Origin of the sequence: Candidatus Chloroploca mongolica (assembly GCF_004762035.2) — a bacterium.
In the GTDB taxonomy this organism is placed as follows: domain Bacteria; phylum Chloroflexota; class Chloroflexia; order Chloroflexales; family Chloroflexaceae; genus Chloroploca; species Chloroploca mongolica.
The window spans coordinates 24,252-41,569 of record NZ_SIJK02000002.1 but is presented as its reverse complement, the minus strand read 5'-3'; the positions used below and the strand labels follow the sequence as shown (position 1 = coordinate 41,569).

The 17,318-nt window shown below is 59.8% G+C and carries 18 protein-coding genes; 10 read left to right on the top strand and 8 right to left on the bottom strand.

Features of this window, described 5'->3' with window-relative positions; genetic code table 11:
- Nucleotides 1–18 precede the first annotated feature (18 nt).
- From EYB53_RS01655 to EYB53_RS01640, 4 genes are all read left to right on the top strand, one after another.
- Nucleotides 19–1,182: an amino acid ABC transporter substrate-binding protein gene (locus EYB53_RS01655; protein ID WP_135476072.1), complete on the top strand. Its 1,164-nt coding sequence runs from the start codon at nucleotides 19–21 to the stop codon at nucleotides 1,180–1,182.
- Between the two features lie 66 nt (nucleotides 1,183–1,248).
- On the top strand, nucleotides 1,249–2,445 hold the full coding sequence (locus EYB53_RS01650) for an amino acid ABC transporter permease (protein ID WP_135476070.1): 1,197 nt from the start codon (nucleotides 1,249–1,251) through the stop codon (nucleotides 2,443–2,445).
- Nucleotides 2,446–2,453: 8 nt separating this feature from the next.
- Nucleotides 2,454–3,680 (top strand): amino acid ABC transporter permease, encoded by a 1,227-nt coding sequence (locus EYB53_RS01645; RefSeq protein ID WP_135476068.1) that lies wholly within the window; start codon nucleotides 2,454–2,456, stop codon nucleotides 3,678–3,680.
- Nucleotides 3,677–4,420, top strand: a complete 744-nt coding sequence (locus EYB53_RS01640) for an amino acid ABC transporter ATP-binding protein (protein WP_135476066.1) — start codon at nucleotides 3,677–3,679, stop codon at nucleotides 4,418–4,420. The genes EYB53_RS01645 and EYB53_RS01640 overlap by 4 nt, the downstream gene beginning before the upstream one ends.
- Nucleotides 4,421–4,484: 64 nt before the next feature.
- On the opposite strand, the gene EYB53_RS01635 is transcribed toward EYB53_RS01640, so the two are convergent.
- The 4 genes from EYB53_RS01635 to EYB53_RS01620 all read right to left on the bottom strand — a co-directional run bounded on the left by EYB53_RS01635 (nucleotide 4,485) and on the right by EYB53_RS01620 (nucleotide 8,646).
- Entirely contained in the window at nucleotides 4,485–4,895 is a 411-nt protein-coding gene (locus tag EYB53_RS01635; RefSeq protein ID WP_135476064.1) for a DUF3054 domain-containing protein, read from the bottom strand.
- 31 nt (nucleotides 4,896–4,926) lie between these two features.
- The gene (locus tag EYB53_RS01630) at nucleotides 4,927–6,297 is read right to left on the bottom strand and encodes an alpha/beta fold hydrolase (protein WP_135476062.1); all 1,371 of its coding nucleotides are present in this window, start codon (nucleotides 6,295–6,297) and stop codon (nucleotides 4,927–4,929) included.
- 189 nt (nucleotides 6,298–6,486) lie between these two features.
- Nucleotides 6,487–7,437: a metal ABC transporter solute-binding protein, Zn/Mn family gene (locus tag EYB53_RS01625; RefSeq protein WP_135476060.1), complete on the bottom strand. Its 951-nt coding sequence runs from the start codon at nucleotides 7,435–7,437 to the stop codon at nucleotides 6,487–6,489.
- Between the two features lie 264 nt (nucleotides 7,438–7,701).
- Nucleotides 7,702–8,646, bottom strand: coding sequence for an oxidoreductase (locus EYB53_RS01620; protein WP_135476058.1), 945 nt, complete (start codon nucleotides 8,644–8,646; stop codon nucleotides 7,702–7,704).
- Between the two features lie 196 nt (nucleotides 8,647–8,842).
- On the opposite strand from EYB53_RS01620, the gene EYB53_RS01615 reads away from it, so the two are divergent.
- From EYB53_RS01615 to EYB53_RS01590, 6 genes are all read left to right on the top strand, one after another.
- Nucleotides 8,843–9,700 (top strand): class I SAM-dependent methyltransferase, encoded by an 858-nt coding sequence (locus EYB53_RS01615; protein ID WP_135476056.1) that lies wholly within the window; start codon nucleotides 8,843–8,845, stop codon nucleotides 9,698–9,700.
- A gap of 102 nt (nucleotides 9,701–9,802) precedes the next feature.
- The gene (gene folB, locus EYB53_RS01610; protein ID WP_135476053.1) at nucleotides 9,803–10,174 is read left to right on the top strand and encodes a dihydroneopterin aldolase; all 372 of its coding nucleotides are present in this window, start codon (nucleotides 9,803–9,805) and stop codon (nucleotides 10,172–10,174) included.
- Complete coding sequence (locus EYB53_RS01605) at nucleotides 10,171–10,869, top strand: RibD family protein (RefSeq protein ID WP_135476052.1); 699 nt, start codon at nucleotides 10,171–10,173, stop codon at nucleotides 10,867–10,869. Before folB ends, EYB53_RS01605 begins: the two co-directional genes overlap by 4 nt.
- The gene (locus EYB53_RS01600; RefSeq protein WP_135476050.1) at nucleotides 10,866–11,888 is read left to right on the top strand and encodes a zinc-binding dehydrogenase; all 1,023 of its coding nucleotides are present in this window, start codon (nucleotides 10,866–10,868) and stop codon (nucleotides 11,886–11,888) included. Before EYB53_RS01605 ends, EYB53_RS01600 begins: the two co-directional genes overlap by 4 nt.
- A 131-nt stretch (nucleotides 11,889–12,019) precedes the next feature.
- Nucleotides 12,020–12,394, top strand: coding sequence for a 6-pyruvoyl trahydropterin synthase family protein (locus EYB53_RS01595; protein ID WP_135476048.1), 375 nt, complete (start codon nucleotides 12,020–12,022; stop codon nucleotides 12,392–12,394).
- The gene (locus tag EYB53_RS01590) at nucleotides 12,394–13,440 is read left to right on the top strand and encodes a glycosyltransferase family 4 protein (protein ID WP_135476046.1); all 1,047 of its coding nucleotides are present in this window, start codon (nucleotides 12,394–12,396) and stop codon (nucleotides 13,438–13,440) included. Before EYB53_RS01595 ends, EYB53_RS01590 begins: the two co-directional genes overlap by 1 nt.
- Nucleotides 13,441–13,809: 369 nt before the next feature.
- Here EYB53_RS01590 and ribA read toward each other — a convergent pair whose 3' ends face one another.
- The 4 genes from ribA to EYB53_RS01570 all read right to left on the bottom strand — a co-directional run bounded on the left by ribA (nucleotide 13,810) and on the right by EYB53_RS01570 (nucleotide 17,314).
- Entirely contained in the window at nucleotides 13,810–14,412 is a 603-nt protein-coding gene (ribA, locus tag EYB53_RS01585; protein WP_205712556.1) for a GTP cyclohydrolase II, read from the bottom strand.
- 120 nt (nucleotides 14,413–14,532) lie between these two features.
- Nucleotides 14,533–15,753: an MFS transporter gene (locus EYB53_RS01580; RefSeq protein WP_135476042.1), complete on the bottom strand. Its 1,221-nt coding sequence runs from the start codon at nucleotides 15,751–15,753 to the stop codon at nucleotides 14,533–14,535.
- A complete protein-coding gene (locus tag EYB53_RS01575; protein ID WP_135476040.1) occupies nucleotides 15,750–16,643 on the bottom strand; it encodes a 1-acyl-sn-glycerol-3-phosphate acyltransferase in 894 nt (297 codons plus the stop codon). Before EYB53_RS01575 ends, EYB53_RS01580 begins: the two co-directional genes overlap by 4 nt.
- 320 nt (nucleotides 16,644–16,963) lie before the next feature.
- Nucleotides 16,964–17,314: an IS1096 element passenger TnpR family protein gene (locus tag EYB53_RS01570; protein ID WP_135476038.1), complete on the bottom strand. Its 351-nt coding sequence runs from the start codon at nucleotides 17,312–17,314 to the stop codon at nucleotides 16,964–16,966.
- Nucleotides 17,315–17,318: the final 4 nt, after the last annotated feature.

The window sequence follows — 17,318 nt, the reverse complement described above, 5'->3', positions numbered from 1 at the left end:
TAAGGGACAGGAGACCAAATGAAACGACAGCTTCTGATCGTTCTCGTCGGTGCGCTTGCCATGATTCTGGCAGCGTGTGGTGGACAAACTCCCCAGGCCCCGGCCTCGCCCGCTCCCGCCGATACGGTAGCTCCGGCAGCCCCCGCTGATACAGCGGCGCCCACAGCAACCGAAGCCCCGCCCGCGACCACGGCCCCGCCCGCTGGCGGTGAGACCCAGCAGCCGACGCCTGGTGGGCGCATCCAGACCATTCTTACCCGTGGCGAGTTGATCTGTGGCGTCAACCAGGTATTGCCCGGCTTTGGCAACGTTGATAGCGCTGGCGAGTTCAGCGGCTTCGATGTTGACTTCTGCCGCGCTACGGCCGCCGCTCTCTTTGATGATCCCACCGCCGTTCAGTTCCGCCCATTGACCGCCCAGGAGCGGTTCACTGCGGTGCAGACGGGTGAGGTCGACGTGCTGATCCGCAACACGACCTGGACGCTGACCCGCGATGGGTCGGTCGGCCTTGACTTTGGCCCCGTGACCTTCTACGACGGCCAGGGCATGATGGTACGGATCGACAGCGGCATCGAGACCCTTGAGGACATGGAGGGTGCCACCATCTGTGTGCAGAGTGGCACGACCACCGAGTTGAACCTGGCTGACAACTTCCGCGCCATCGGTGTGAACTTCACCCCGCAGGTGTTTGAGGATGCCGACCAGACAGCTGCCGCCTACGACGCTGGTCAGTGTGACGGCTTCACCACCGACAAGTCGGGCCTGGTGAGCTATCAGACCAAGCTGGCTGTGCCGGCTGACCACAAGATCCTCGACGTGACCATGTCGAAGGAGCCGCTTGGCCCGTCAGTGCTTCAGGGCGATGCGCAGTGGGCCGATGCGATCAACTGGGTCGTGCTCGCGACCATTCAGGCTGAGGAATTCGGCATCACCTCCGAGAACATTGGCGACTTCCTGACCAGTGACAACCCCGACATTCGCCGCTTCCTTGGCGTCGAGGGTGAGCTTGGTCAGGGCATTGGTCTGCCCAATGACTTCGCTGCCCGCATCATCAGCAGCGTCGGCAACTACGAAGAGATCTACAACCGCAACCTTGGACCCGAGACGCCGTTCAACCTGCCCCGCGGCCAGAACGCGCTCTACACCGATGGTGGGTTGCTCTACTCACCGCCCTTCCGCTAGAAAGCCCCTCGGCCCGTCTGCGTTGGCAGACGGGCCACTCTTTATGATGTGAGAGGAGCAATCGCGATGGCAACTGCTGCGCCACCAGTGCAAAAGACAACCATCCCCTTCTGGCGCGACACGCGCATTCTGGCTGTTTTGTTTCAGGTACTCTTTGTCATCATTGTGGTAGGTGTGCTCTGGTTTTTCTACACGACGATGATGGCCGGGCTTCGCCAGGCAAATCTCCTCCCAAGTTTTGCTTTTCTCTCGCAACCAGCAAGTTTCTCGATTGGTGAAAGTGTTATTGCCTACGACCCAAGCAATACGTATGGCTATGCATTGCTTATTGGGGTACTCAACACGATCCGGGTCGCCATCGCAGGGGTCATCCTCGCCACCATTATCGGAATCATTCTGGGCATCAGCCGCCTTTCCGAAAACTGGCTGTTGCGCAATGTTGCCACGGTCTATGTCGAAATTGTGCGCAACGTGCCGCTCTTGTTGCAACTCTTTATGTGGCTTGCCCTGACCCAGACCTTTCCGCGGCAGCAAGACAGCATCAGTATTTTCGGGCTGATCTATTTGCATAACCGTGGGGTCACGATGGCATGGCCTGTAACAGGCAGTGACTTTGGCGCGTGGGTTCCGTGGCTCTGGCTCGGTCTGCTGGCAGGCATTGCCTTTTATGTTGTGCGCCGCATCCAGTTTGCCCGCCGTGACCGCCCCGGTGTTGCGATGCCGCAGGCTTTTTTGCTTGCTGGTGCCGTCGTCGCTATTGGCTATGTCTTTGTTGGCCTCTCCAATGGTGAGTGGCCGTTGAGCCTCTCGATCCCTGAGCTGCAGCGCTTTAATTTCGTCGGTGGCATCGGGCTTACACCTGGCTTTGCCGCCCTCCTGGCGGGCCTGGTCATTTATACCTCGGTCTTTATCGGTGAGATTGTGCGTAGCGGTATTCAGGCAGTGAATAAGGGGCAACGTGAAGCCGCCCGTGCCCTGGGCCTTACCCCTGGGCAGACACTGCGCCTAGTTATTTTCCCCCAGGCCCTGCGCATTATGATCCCGCCGATGACCAGTCAGTACCTGAATCTGACCAAAAATAGTAGCCTCGCCGTCGCCGTTGGCTATCCTGACCTCTTCTCGATTGCTGGCACAACCCTCAACCAGACCGGCCAGACCGTGCCGGTGATTATGATGGTGATGGCGGCGTATCTGACGGTCAGCCTGGTGACGTCGTTGTTTATGAACTGGTATAACAAGCGCATTCAGCTCGTCGAGCGTTAGGGAGTAGCATGGCAACTGAGGTTTCCCAGAGTCAAACCCGTGCGCCCCAACCAGGAATTGATGTTCCTGGCTGGCTGCGTAAAAATCTCTTCAGTACCTGGTACAACTCACTCATTTCGGTCGTCTTGCTGGTGATCGTCGTTCAGGTTGTCACCGGTTTCTTCCAGTGGGCCTTTACGACCGAGGGCTGGATTGCGGCCGCTTCCAATGGCCGCCTGATCCTGGTTGGTCGGTATCCTGCGGCTGAGTTGTGGCGCCCGCAACTGGCCCTCGCCCTCGTGGCAATCTTGCTCGGCCTCAGCGGTGGCGTCTGGCGCGGGATTGCGCAGGCCCTGACGATTGGCTTTGCGGGGATGATGCTTGTGCTGACTGCCCTGTGGACGCAGTTGCCCCCGGCAAATCCGCCAGCCCCACTGACGACCGAACTTGTGCTCGTGGGCATTGCCGCGCTGGTCGGTGGGGCGTATGCAGCGGGACGCGCAGGCGGTGAGCGGTTGCGCTGGCCGATTATTGTGGGCTGGTTTCTGGCCTACCCCACGATCATCATGATCCTCCAGGGTTTTGGCGGCACCGCCGTACCAACTAACCTCTGGGGTGGCTTGATGTTGACGATGTTGCTGTCCGTCAGTGGCATTGTGCTCTCGTTCCCCCTTGGGGTCTTGCTCGCCCTCGGTCGACGCAGCAGTCTGCCCGTGGTGAAGTTCTTCTGTGTGGTCTATATTGAACTGATCCGTGGTGTGCCGCTCATTACCGTGCTCTTTATGGCCCAGTTGATGCTGCCCCTCTTTTTGCCCTCGGAAGTGCGCATTGATGCGGTCGTGCGTGCGGTGGTCGCGGTGACGCTCTTTAGTGCCGCCTACCTTGCCGAAAATGTGCGCGGTGGCCTCCAGTCGATCCCCAAAGGTCAGGTCGAAGCCGCTCGTGCGCTCGGCCTCAATGTGGTGAAGACAACGCTGCTGATTACCCTGCCGCAGGCCCTCAAAGCGGTTATTCCGGTGCTCGTTGGGCAGTTCATCTCGCTCTTTAAGGACACCTCCCTCGTGGCGATCATTGGTCTGCTCGATCTGCTCGGCGTCGCCCGTGCGATCAATACTCAGCCCGAATGGCTTGGGTTCCCCGGTGGCGTCTGGCGCGAGACGTTCTTTGTCGTCGCGGTGATCTACTGGATCTTTAGCTTTACGATGTCACGTAGCTCTCGCCAGATCGAGGCGAATCTGAATAGAGGTGCAAGATGAGTAGTAGTAGTGAAGATATTATTGTTTGCGAGAATGTAAGCAAGTGGTTTGGCGATTTCCGTGCACTCAACGATGTTTCGATTCGGGTGAAGAAAGGTGAGGTCGTCGTCGTTTGTGGTCCTTCGGGCAGCGGGAAGAGTACCTTCATTCGGACGATCAATCGCCTTGAAGAGCATCAACAGGGCCGCATTATTGTTGACGGGATCGAGATGAGCAACGATATTCGCAATATCGATGCCATCCGCCGCGAAGTTGGGATGGTCTTTCAACAGTTCAATCTCTTTCCCCATCTGACGGTGCTGCAAAATGTGACCCTCGCCCCGGTCTGGGTGCGCAAAAAGACGCGCAAAGAGAGTGAGCAGCGGGCGCTTGAACTGCTGGAACGCGTCGGCATCGTCGAACAGGCCCTGAAATTCCCTGGACAGCTTTCGGGTGGGCAGCAGCAGCGCGTCGCCATCGCCCGCGTGCTCGCGATGGATCCGCGCATTATCCTCTTTGATGAACCAACCTCGGCGCTCGACCCCGAGATGGTCAAAGAGGTACTCGATGTGATGAAGACGCTCGCGAGCGAGGGTATCACGATGATCTGTGTCACCCACGAAATGGGCTTTGCCCGCGAAGTCGCCGACCGCGTTGTCTTTATGGATCGCGGCCAGATTGTCGAAGAGGGCACCCCCGAACACTTCTTCACCAACCCACATCACGAACGCACCAAGCTCTTCTTGAGTCAGATTCTGTAAAAGAGACGGCTCGCACAAAAACAGGCCAGCAAAGCTGGCCTGTTTTTGTGCGAGCCAAACGACTCTAACGTCGTTCGATCAAGGCAAAGATCGTCCGCCAGCCACCGACGATGATCAGCGCGGCGATAAAGGTGACGACATAGAACGAGATCGGGCTAAAACGCCCCATCATCGCCGCACGCACGAGTGAACCAATGATGATGCCGCCGCTCCAACCGAGCAAGGTCGTACGGAGCATACCACCAACATCCGAGGTGGAAGCACGGTTATAGGCACCAACCAGCGGGGCCACCACGAGCCAGCCAGCCAGAAAGGGCGCGGCGGTACGCGTAACCTCAACCAGGGCTTCCGGGCCATTGGCGAGACCGTGGCTCCCCCGCCCGATCGCCGCAAAGACCAGAAAAGCCACCACATCCCCGGTCACCAAACCTGCTGTGCGTACAGGAGCGATCTGCTCAGTCACCTCGATCTTCATACCGTCTCCCTGGGCTGAGTAGCCCTAAACTTCATACCGTCTCGCCAACCACGCCACCTTGCAGTTGTGTTGCCAGCATCTGCATCTGAAAATTCGCGAGGCGCAAACGCAACGCCAGCGACGAAGCCAGGTTCCAGACAACGGCATTGCCGAGGGCAGGATCATCTTCTACCAGCGCACGCAACTGTTCACGCTGCAATACCAGCACCACCGCACCATCTAAGCCAGCACGCAGGGCGGCACTCCGGCGACCACCATCAATCAGAGCCATTTCGCCGGTGAGCTGGCCACGCAAGACCGTTGCAAGCTGGCGCGGCGGGGTATGCTCGTCAACGGCACTTGTCCAGACTTCGACCGAGCCATCCTGGATCAGATAGAGATCGGTGCAGGCTTCATCAGCTTCAGCCACCATTGCCCCGGCTTGATGGACGCGTCGGCGCATCAGACCAGCCAGACGCGTCCGTTGCGCGAGACTCAAACCACTGCCAAGATCCGAGTTGGCGAGAAAAGTGGCCACCTCACTCGTGATCACCGCCGAGGTAGTTGAGTCCTCCAGGCGCGTCGTAATGAGGGGCAACGCCAGGTACGAAGCCAGCATGCGCCAGGTGAACTCAGGCGTCTCGAACTGCGGCCAATGACCGGCCTTGGGCACAATGCGCAAATCAGCGCCAACCCACTCATCGGCGACCACCCCGGCATCACGCAGGGGAACGGTATTATCTTCGGCCCCCCAGATGACCAGGGCAGGCGTTTCCAGGTTGCGCAAGCGGCCACGGAGATCATTGTCGCGCATCGCAGTATAACACTCGGCGCGGACACGACCCTGCCCCGGACGGCGCGCGTCCGCCCGTAACCGCAGATAATCAGCCTCACTAATCGCACTCCGTTCAGCAAACGAGGCAGGGCGCATCAAACGATCCGTAATGCGCAACAACGACGGCTCCATCGCCGAAACCAGGCGATCGGCAATCGTATGGCGCTCGAGCATCGTAATTGGCGCAATCGCATAGGTGATCCACGCCGAGAGTTGCCCACTGATCGTTGGTGCGAGCAGCACCATGCGATCGATCAACTGAGGATAGCGCAGCGCCATAGTGATGCTGATCATCCCCCCCATCGAATGGCCTATCAGGGTCGCCGGGCTATCGGTAAATTCCTGAACGAGTTTCGCCAACAAATCGACATAACGCATGATCGTGGTACGCGTAGGGAGCCGTTCGGAATTGCCATAACCAGGCAGATCAACGGCAAGGCAATGAAAACGCCGACTGAGAATAGGTAACAGCGGCGACATCGCATACCACGAACTTGACCAGCCGTGGATCAGCAGACAGATCTGACCAGTTCGTGGCCCCTCTTCACGCGCATAGATGCGCGTACCATCAATCGTAAAGGTAGGCATAGGCGTATTATACCAAAGTGCATCACGGATAGGCGCTTGTGGCCCAAAATTGCCATAAAATTCTATCTAGATAAACGCTGTTGCCGCCCACGTTTCACGCACACGGGCGCAGGTTGCCGCCTCAGCGTTGGTGCATTGAAAAAAGCCAGCGTAGCTGGCTTTTTTCAATGCACCAACAGAGAACAGCGCTTACTGGGCAAGCGCGGCCACAATCGTATCCATATTGTGACGCATCATGCCAATGTATGTCCCGGTAGGCGTGCCTGACTCACCCATGGCATCAGAGTAGAGTTCGCCACCAATGGCGACATCACGGCCCTGGGCGCGAACAGCCTGCTGCACGGCTTCGATGGTACGCGGTGAAATCGTTGACTCAACGAAAATCGCTGGGACATTGCGCTCCACGATGATCGTAGCCAGCGCCTGGATATCACCGACACTTGCTTCGCTGGTGGTACTGATGCCCTGCACCGCCTCAACCGCCAGTCCGTAGACATGACCAAGGTAGCCGAAGGCATCATGGGCTGTCACCAGGATGCGCTGGGTCTCGGGAATGCGCTCGACCTCGGCCAGCAAGTAGACATGGAGAGCTTCGAGTTCAGTGACATACGCAGCGGTATTTGCTGCATACAACGCTGCATTGTCAGGATCAAGCTCACTCAGGGTATCCCGAACGATGTCGGTCACCTTGATCCAGAGCTGAACATCATTCCAGATATGAGGATCATACGGTTTGCCCTCTTCTGGTTCCCACTGCAGCAGGAGTTGGGCATCAAGTTGCTCGGCCACAGCGACGGTACGCACCTCACCTCGTTCACCGATCTGCTTCAGCACCCGCTCGAGCTGTGCTTCGAGTTGCAGACCGTTGTAGAGAATGAGATCGGCCTGTTGGAAGGTCTGCAAATCACCCTCGGTCGCAACATACGAGTGCGGATCAAGGCCCGGCCCGAGCAACGTCGTAAGTTCAACCCGATCCTGGGCGATATTCTGGACCATATCGGCAATTTGCTGGGTCGTTGCGACCACCCTGAGGGGCGAAGCTGCCCCATCGGTTGCGGGTGGCGCAACATCAGCGGCAGGCCCACAGGCAGCAAGGAAAACAACGGCAACAACGATCAGACTAAGCATACGCATCAACATAGGGTTACGCTCCACCTCATCTTTTCAAATTTTGGCTTACCTAAAATTTATTTTAGCATATATCAAAAATACTTGTCAAGCCTGGCTTCCTACCATGTTCCAGCCGCTCAACGAGTGAATAATCCGCTAGACCCCAGTCCTTGTGTGAGAGGCCGCCCTCCCCTATGGGCAGGTGCGCCGGAACGAAAGATTTGTGAGGTCTAGCCCGTGTCGCGCACTGAAAAGCTGAGGAGCAAGGCATGTCACAACGAGACATGCGCTATCCTACGTCGCCACCTTATCCAGTACGGCGTACCGTACCCCCGTCAGTTGCTCGGAGACTTCCCAGAAACGCGTGAGGGCTGCCGCATCATAGGCGGCCTTGTTGGCTTTTTGCTCGGCAGGGTAGCCCCGCATATTGAACGTCTCGGGGCCGTAGAAGACGCCACCCTTGGCGTCGGGTGCGGTCATGCCATAGAGCATCGGCAATACGCCCATGTGAATATCCTGAGCCAGGATGGGCTGGATCACCCGATAGAGGAGCGCCTCCAGCTGCGTCCCCGACTGCGCGACACTGTTTTCTTGCAGGTTGCCCATCACCAGGCCTGGATGCGATGTATTGGTGATTGTATCGACCCCGGCTGCGCTTAATCGTTTTTGCAGCTCAAACGTAAAAAAGATATTCGCGAGCTTACTCTGGCCATAGGCCTCCCAACGCCCATAGTTGCGCTTGCCCATCAAATCGTCGAAGTTGATGCGCCCGGCAAAGTTGGCGCTACTAGAGACATTATGAATCCGCGCCTTCGGGGTCTTCACAAGCGTAGCGATCAGATGCCCGGTCAGCGCAAAATGGCCGAGATGATTCACCCCCAGCTGCATCTCAAAGCCATCAACCGTCTCTTGCCGTGGGATCGCCATCAGACCTGCATTGTTCAACAGAATATCGAGGCGGTCATACTTCGCCACAAAGGCATCGGCAAACTCACGCACCGAACTCAGGTCGCCCATATCGAGCCGCATCACCTCGATGACCGCGTTCGGATGAACCTTGAGAATCTCGGCGCGAGCCTGTTCGCCCTTGGCCGGCGTGCGCACTGCCATCACGATCGTCGCACCCTTCGACGCCAGCGTGCGCGCCGACTCAAAGCCCAGGCCACTGTTGGCACCGGTAATAACGACGACTTTAGCGGTAAGATCAGGGATATCCAATTGGGTCCATTTCTGGCTCATCGTTGAAAACTCCTATAGAGAGATAAGGTGGTCAGTGGTTTCGGCAGAGCCGAAACCACTGACCACCTTGCATTGTGGCTTCCTCGTGTTGGTAGTATAGCATGAGTAAAGGCGGCAATTCGGATTGCCTAACACATCAGTGGTACAATGAAGTTATGCTGACTCTCACCGACAATATCGAAGACCAGGAGAACGCATGACGGTGGATTCTGAGGTTGCAGCAGAGCATAATCGGCATTCATGGAATGCGGCGGTTGAGGCCCATGCCAGCCATCGACCAGGGTTGCAGCACTATCTGCGCACAGGTGGCTTGACGGTCTTTCCGGAAGAACTGGCCTTGCTCGGCGAGATGACGGGCCGCAGTCTGCTGCACCTGTTTTGCAATACCGGCCACGAGAGCCTCAGCTTCAATCGCCTTGGGGCGACTGTTACTGGCGTTGATCTGAGCGATGCGGCGATTGCGTATGCTCGCTCCCTGGCTGAGGCGACCGACTTACAGGCCACCTTTGTGCAGGCCGATGTGTATGCCTATTTGAGCGAAGCGGCCCATGCGGGTCTCTCCTTCGATCGGATCTACTGCGGGTATGGCGCGATCTGCTGGCTCCGCGATCTCGCCACCTTCGCCAACGGTGTGGCGGCGATCCTGGCACCGGAGGGGCGGTTTGTGCTGGTTGACTTTCATCCTACGTCGAATATGTTCGATCCCGAATGGCGGCTGCGTTATAACTATCCCCACGGTGGAGAGTTGCTGACGCTTGATGGTGTCGGCGACTATGTCGCGGCCGCCGGCGGCGGGCTCAGTCCTGGTGGTTTCGCCGAGGGCGTGCGCGACTTCGTCAATCCGCACCAGTGCCATCTCTATCGCTGGGGTATCGGCGAGATCGTCAGTGCCTTCGCCGCTGCGGGTCTGCGTATTCGCCGGTTGCAAGAGTTCTTTTATATCAATGGCGAGAAGCCCTTTGCGCGGATGCGGCTTGATGATCAGCGCCGGTATTATCCACCTGATGATGTGCCGGCGATTCCGTTGATGTATGGATTGCTGGCGGAACAGTAAGGATGGTATAGATCGGTTTTTTGGCTTTGCCAAAAAACCGATCTATACCATCCTTTCAGGGCTATTGCAACATCCAGGGCTGCGGCCCGGAAGCGAGGATATATGGAACTCGATAAAATCCATCTACGGGGCATGCGTTTTGTTGGATATCACGGTACCCGACCTGAGGAACGTAGCCTCGGACAGCAGTTCGTGGTCGATCTGACCCTTTTTCTCGATCTGCAGGTTGCCGGGCGCACTGACGATTTGCAGCAGACGGTTGATTATAGCCAGGTTCACCAGCGCACCCGCCAGATTGTTGAAGGTGAACCGCTGCAGTTGACCGAAGCTGTCGCCGAGCGGATCGCCGCCGCTGTGCTCGCTGACCATCCTCGCGTCCAAGCCGTTCAGGTGCAGGTTACGAAACCCTGGGTGCGCCTCGAAGATACGATCCTCGACGGTTCGGTCGTCGAGATTGTACGGCGGCGCGGATGAGCCGCCCACTTGTCACGCTGAGTTATGCGCAGACCCTCGATGGGCGTTTGGCGACGCGTAGCGGGAGCTCGCAGTGGATCAGCGGCACTGAGTCGTTGCGGTTCAGCCATGAACTGCGGGCGGCGAGCGATGCGGTTATGGTCGGGGTCGGTACGGTGCTGGCCGACGATCCTCGTCTGACGGTACGCCTGGTGCCCGGTACTGATCCGTTACGCGTGATTGTTGATAGCCGCTTGCGGCTGCCGGACAACGCTGCCGTTCTGCGCGACGGGGCTGTTGTTGGCACGCTGATCGCCTGTACGAGCGCCGCACCGCAGGAACGCCGTGTGCAGCTTGCCGAACGCGGCGTCACCCTGATCGAGACGCCGGCCCTGGCTGATGGGAGGGTCGATCTGGCGCACCTGCTCGCGATCCTGGCCGAACGAGGCATTGCTACGCTGATGGTTGAGGGCGGCGCACAGTTGATCACCAGTCTGTTGCGTCACCGCCTCGCCGATCGCCTGGCGATCACGATGGCACCGAAGATCCTCGGCACGGGGATCGCAGCGGTTGGCGACCTGGGCATTGAGCACCTTGATGACGCATGCTTGCTGGAAGGAGTCACGCTGACGCACGCTGGGGTTGATCTGATCATCGAAGGCCAGATAGTCTACCGGCACGTCGGCTCGGCAACAGAAACTGGTTCGCCATCGTGACGACGCCACCAACAACGACTCGCGCAGCCTGGTTCAGCGCGCCACGCCAGGTTGAGTTCCGTGACGAGACGCTGGCCCTGCCTGGCCCCGGCCAGGTGCAGGCCGTTGTGCGCGCGTCGGCGATCAGCCACGGCACAGAGATGCTGGTCTACCGGGGCGAGGTTGATCCGTGTTTGCCACTTGACCTGCCGACCCTGGCGGGCGGTTTCGGCTTCCCGATCAAGTTCGGCTATGCCTGTGTCGCCGAAATCACGGCGGTCGGTGCCGGGGTGACGTCGCTCGCAACGGGTGATCGTGTCTTCGCCCTGCATCCGCACCAGAGCCACTTCTGTATCGAGGCGGATCTCTGTCGGCGCTTACCGGCACACCTGACACCGGAACTAGGGGTTTTCGCCGCTAATACCGAAACCGCCATCAACCTGATCCACGATGCACGGATCAACCTGGGCGAGACCGCAATCGTCTTTGGGCAAGGCGTGGTCGGGTTACTCGTCGTGCAGTTGCTCAAACGAGCCGGTGCGGGCCAGATCATTGTGGTTGAACCTGTCCCGGCGCGGCGCACGCTGGCGTTGCACGTCGGTGCCGATGTTGCGCTGGCGCCGACGCCGACCCTTCCGGAGGAGATTCGCGATCTGAATAGGGGCCGGGGCGCCGACCTGGCGATCGAGGTCAGCGGCTCACCGGCGGCACTCCAGGCGGCCATCGCGTGCGTCATGCCCGAGGGCAACGTGGTCGTCGGCTCATGGTACGGACACAAACCAGTGCAACTCAACCTGGGCGGGCATTTTCACCGCGGACGGATCACGCTGCGCTCGTCGCAGGTAGGCCGGCTCAGCCCCGAAGTGACAGCGCGCTGGGATCATAATCGGCGCTGGGAGGCGGTGCTCGCCTGGTTGCCGCAACTCCAGCTGGCACCGCTCATTAGCCACCACATACCATTCGCCCGGATCGCCGATGCCTACAGACTGATCGACGAACAACCCGAGCAGGCCGTGCAGGTCGTCATCACGTATAATTGAACTGTTCACACTATTGACGCAAAGGCGCAAAGGCGCAAAGCTGGGCATGCCGATCCATCAAACCTTTGCGCCTCTGCGCCTTTGCGTCAAACTAACCGTCTTATGTGCAAGCTATTGCATGAGGGGCAACGATGTTTGAAATTGGAGTGAGCGCCCGTTTTGAAGCAGCGCACCGCTTGGTCGGCGATTTTGGCCCGGCGACACGCATGCACGGCCACACCTATCGCATTGAGGTGGTGATCCGCGGGCCGCGCTTACAACCAGACGGCACGCTGATTGACATAACGCGCCTACAAGTGGCGCTTGATGCGATCGTCAACGACCTGCATTACCGCGACCTGGCCGATGTGCCCGGGCTGGAGCAGATCAATACGACGGCGGAAAACCTGGCTGGCTATTGCTGGCACCGGCTGGCCCAGGCCTTGCAGGGCAGTCCAATCGTCACGCTTACGGTACGGATCTGGGAAAACCCCGATGCCTATGCCGCCTATGAGGATCAGCTCTGATGCATGTCGCATGTCTGACCGTCGGTGACACCCAACGTATGACCGGTGGCTACCTCTACCACCGTGAAGTCTTCGCTCGCTTGCAAAAGGCCGGGGTTACCATCACTGAGCTTGTTCCGAGTGGCGCCGATCTCGCTGCGCAGCTCATTGCGGCCCCGAAACTTGGCGGCTTCGACCCAACCGCCTACGATCTGCTGCTGATTGATGCTCTGGCACGGGGCCTCTGCGCCCACTGGGCCGATCGCTGGCGCGCCGTCCGCCCCCTGGTAGCGCTGGTTCACGAACTCCCCAGCGTCGCCGGGGCCGAAGGTGTGTCTGTCGGCGATCTTGAACTGGAGGCACCGCTGTTGCGGGCCGACCGGCTGATCACCGTCAGCGAGCACGGGCGGCACATCCTTGAAGATCGGGGAGTTGCCTCAGCGCGGATCACGGTCGCACCCGGCGGCTACGATCGGCTCACGTCGCTAGCCGCCGCGCCAGCCGAGGGTTCCAGCAAACACCCCCTGACGGCGCTCTGCGTTGCTCAGTGGATTGCGCGCAAAGGTATTCTCGATCTGGTACGAGCGTGGAGCCAGGCCGCACCGGAGGGGGCGCGGCTAGAGTTGATCGGCGAGACCGACGTTGACCTGGCCTATACCCGCAGGGTACAGGCTGCCATTGCGCGAGCGCCGACAGACTCAATCGTCGTCCACGGCCCGATCAGCGACGCCGATCTGGTTGCGGCCTATCGCCGGGCCGACCTGTTTGTCCTGCCGTCGCGCTACGAAGGGTATGGGCTGGTCTTTGCCGAAGCGCTGGCCCATGGGCTCCCGATCATCGCCTATGCCGTCGGCCCCGTTCCCGACCTGGTCGGCCCCGAGGCAGGCATCCTGACCGCACCGGGGAACCAGACCCACTTGGTCACGGCGCTGCGCCAACTCTTGAACAACCCGGCTCAACGCACGCAGATGGCGGCAGCAGCCCGAACCCGTGCCGCCGAGCTACCGACCTGGGACGACACAGCGGCACGGGTGTTGGATGCGTTGCACGCAGCGCGACAGCGGTAGGGCGGGTCACAGGGAGGGCTTGCCCTCCCTGAAAAACGCACGCGATCAGCGGTAGGGCGGGTCCCAGGGCGATTGCATCTTCCGTGTATGCACCCCGCCAAGGCACCCGCCAGGGCCCCCGCCAGGGCCCCCGCCAGGGCCCCCGCCAGGGCCCCCGCCAGGGGTGCCCCTACACCGGGCCCGCCCCCCGGCCCTGTAGGGGCACCCCTGGCGGGTGCCCCACCCCGGTACGGATACCCCTTGCGGGTGCCCCGTTGTATCCGATTTCGTATGATGCAATCGCCCTGGGAGGGTGCTAGGGAGGGCAAGCCCTCCCTGAAAAACCCCCTCCCTCCCTTCTAAATGCGTGCAAGCACAGCTTGCACGCATTTAGATCAAATGACCCATGCGTTCGCGTTTGGTCTGAAGATACGGCTGGTTGTGGACATTCGGTGGCACGTGCGCCGCACAACGCTCGACAACAACGATCCCGTGCTGTTGCAGATCCTGGATCTTCAGCGGATTATTTGTCATCAGCGCCACCCGATCCACACCGAGGTCGGCTAGAATGGCGGCGGCCCGACTATACTCGCGCATATCGTCAGGCAAACCCAGGGCCCGATTGGCATCGACCGTATCCAGACCTTGGGTATCTTGCAGCGCATATGCGCGAATCTTATTCACCAACCCGATGCCACGCCCCTCCTGACGCAGATAGAGCAATATGCCCCGCTGTGCCGCCTGGAGTTCGATCATGCTCTGCTGCAACTGCTCGCCGCAATCACAGCGTTGCGACCCGAACACGTCGCCGGTCAGGCACTCGGAGTGCAGTCGCACCAGCACCGGGGCGGAACCGGCGAGATCGCCGACGACCAGCGCGACATGCTCCAACCCGTTATCGTCAACATACACATGCATCTGAAACACGCCATAACGGGTCGGAAGCGTGGTGCTGGCAACAACATTTACACGAGCTCGCAAACTCTCAGGCATTGGGCTTCCTCATTTCATCTGTGCTTTCTGACAAAAAACAGTCGTAATTTTGACGCAAAGGCGCAAAGGCGCGAAGTTTTGATTGATCTACTTTCTCTTTCCTATCTTCTATTTCCTTGTCTAGCCTTTCGAAGCGGTCTGTTCCCCTGAAGACAGCAACGGGCGCAACGTGGCCGCTGCGGCAAGGAACGCCAGGCCGGCCAAGCCACCGCCGAGCAGGTACGGGGCGCCCGGCCCGGCCAGATCAAACGCCAACCCTGCCAGCAGCGGCCCGATGATCAGGGTCAGGCTCAAGAGCGACTGGGTACCGCCCATAACCGCCCCCTGGCGATGTTCACCGGCGCGCTGTGAGACCAGTGCGGACAACGAGGGAATGGCCAGACCCAACCCGACCGCCATTGTTCCCACCAGCGGATAGAGCAACCAGGCCTGCGGAGCCAGGGCGATCAACAGCAAACCGATCGTCATCAACCCCAACCCTGCCAGCACCAACGGCGCCTCGCCCCAAAGCGGCTGAAGTTTACCGATCAGAAAGCCCTGCGTCATCACGGCACACACACCGATAAAAGCAAAGAAGATCCCGTTCTGCCGCACGTCCCAACCGAAGCGTACATTAGTGAACAACGGAAAGTTGCTCTGCAACCCGGCAAAGGCCAGGTTCAGCAAAAAGATCGCCACCAGCAACAACCTGATCCGGCGCAGGGTCAGCGCATCGGCCAGTTGTGCGGTCAGGTTGCGCAAGTGCAACGGCTGATGGCTCCGTCGCTCGGGTGGGAGCGACTCGGGCAAAACAAGCAGGGCATAGATTGTATTGAAGGCGGCAAAAGCAGCCGCAGCTAGGGCTGGCACAGCCAGGCCGTAGCTGCTCAGGAGCCCACCCATGGCCGGACCCAGCATGAGCCCCAGCCCGAACGCAGCCCCGATCAACCCCAACCCGCGCGCCCGATCCTCCGCTTTGGTCGTATCGGCAATGTAGGCCTGAGCCGTCGGAATACTGGCACCGGCCATGCCGCCCAGACCAACCGCTAGAAAGAGCAACCCCAGCGTATTCGATAGCCCGAGCAGCAGGTACGCCACCCCCGAGCCAGCGATACAGCCAATCAGCACCGGACGACGCCCGATGCGATCGGAAACGGCCCCAAGCAGCGGGGCCATAAAAAGCTGCATCAGCGCATAGAGCGAACTGAGCAGCCCAACCAGCAGCGCACTTGCGGAATATTCACGCACCAGAAATGGCAGCAGCGGCACAATCATGCCGTAGCCCAGCATATCGATGAAAACGGAAGCGAACACAATTGCCAGGGGCGAGCCACGCCGAACACGGGCAAGAACATGCTTCATGCTTGACGCAACCCTTCGATTAGACGGCGCGCCTCGGCCCGTACGGCAGCGGCAAGGTCAGGAAGCGTTGACGACAATGGACGCCCGAAGCTGACGCGCACATGCACCCGCCCCAGCTGTGGGCGCAACAACTGCAAGATTGCGGCCAGCCAGCGTTGATCTTCGGGACGACGGCGCAAACGAACGATCGGATGCCGCAGCGCTTCAGGGGCAATCACACCAGCCACAATCACCGGCACAACCGGAACCTGACCACCCAGGCGCGCAAAGAGGCCAATGCTCTCTGACCAGTGCGCCAGATCCGTGACGGCACGTGCATCGATCAGCGGATCATGCTCAATCCGACCGGCTGGAAACGTCAGGATCGCCCCACCTTCCCGCATATGCCGCGCCGCCGTGCGCAACGCCGTCACCCGCTCACCCGGCTGCCCACCTACCGGGATCAAGACCGACCTGATATGCGGCAAGCAGCGCAGAAAGGGCCGGGTAATCGCCGGCACTCGCAGGTCTTCACGCTGAATCCCGGCAAAGAGCGCCATCGCATCGAGCATACCGGGATGGTTCGCCACCAGCAACAACGGCCCATCAGGCGGAGGATCGCCTAGCACCGTGAACCGTTCGGCCCACCGACCAACCATCCAGGCCCCACCAACCGCCAGACCGGCGGAACCCACCAACTGGTCGAGTGCCACGACTTCACGGGCAAAGCGATGTGCCGCCGGGCGACAGAGAATCTCGAATAGGCCACGCAACGGCCACTCGCGTTGTACCCCGAAAGCGGTCAATATATCGGACGTATTGAGATGGGTTAACTCGGCAATTGATGCAGGGAGCAACCCTGCCGACACATGACTCGACGCATAGGCGCGTGCTGATTGACGATTGTCCATTGATCTTTATGGCAAGGGAATAAAGTGTATCTTATTTCACTATACCATAGCCTTTTCGTCGGCGAGGGGTATGCATCGTTACAGCCGTTTCCGATTCATCAGGCCGCCTTGAAACGCTCGCTCAGGGCAATGGACTTCTGCCGTTCATATACCCCGCCAGACCTTCGGATCTCGTCCATACGCCCGCACCATTGGCGTCAACGCCTCAGCTACAGCATACGAAGCTGGCCTGCCCTGTCTGGATCAGGCCGCGAAGGCGATCTGTGCGAGCCAGCAGCCGAACCGTTCACGGCGATGACCGCAGATGCCGTTGAACAACCCTACCCCCCAAACGGGTCATCCCCTGCCTCAGCATTGCCATACCAACTGTAGGCCAGCCGCCGGGCCGGGTCGCTGAAACGCACCGCGGCGGGGTCGAAGCGGGCCGGGTCATACCCCTGCGGCAACCAGGCGCGGAGATCGTCGTCCAGCGTGTCATCGGCGAGGTCACGGAGAATCTCTGCAAAGCGATACATTTCTGCACAATCCTCGGGTGGACAGGCTCGCTCGCCCCCAACGCAGCGCGGATACCTGGCGGTGAAATCACGGCGGAGCACGTCGACTAGCCGGACGGTGTGCTGCCAAGCGTTCCAGCAGTCCACCGTGCTCCCAGGCCCCACAACTCCCTCCATCGTT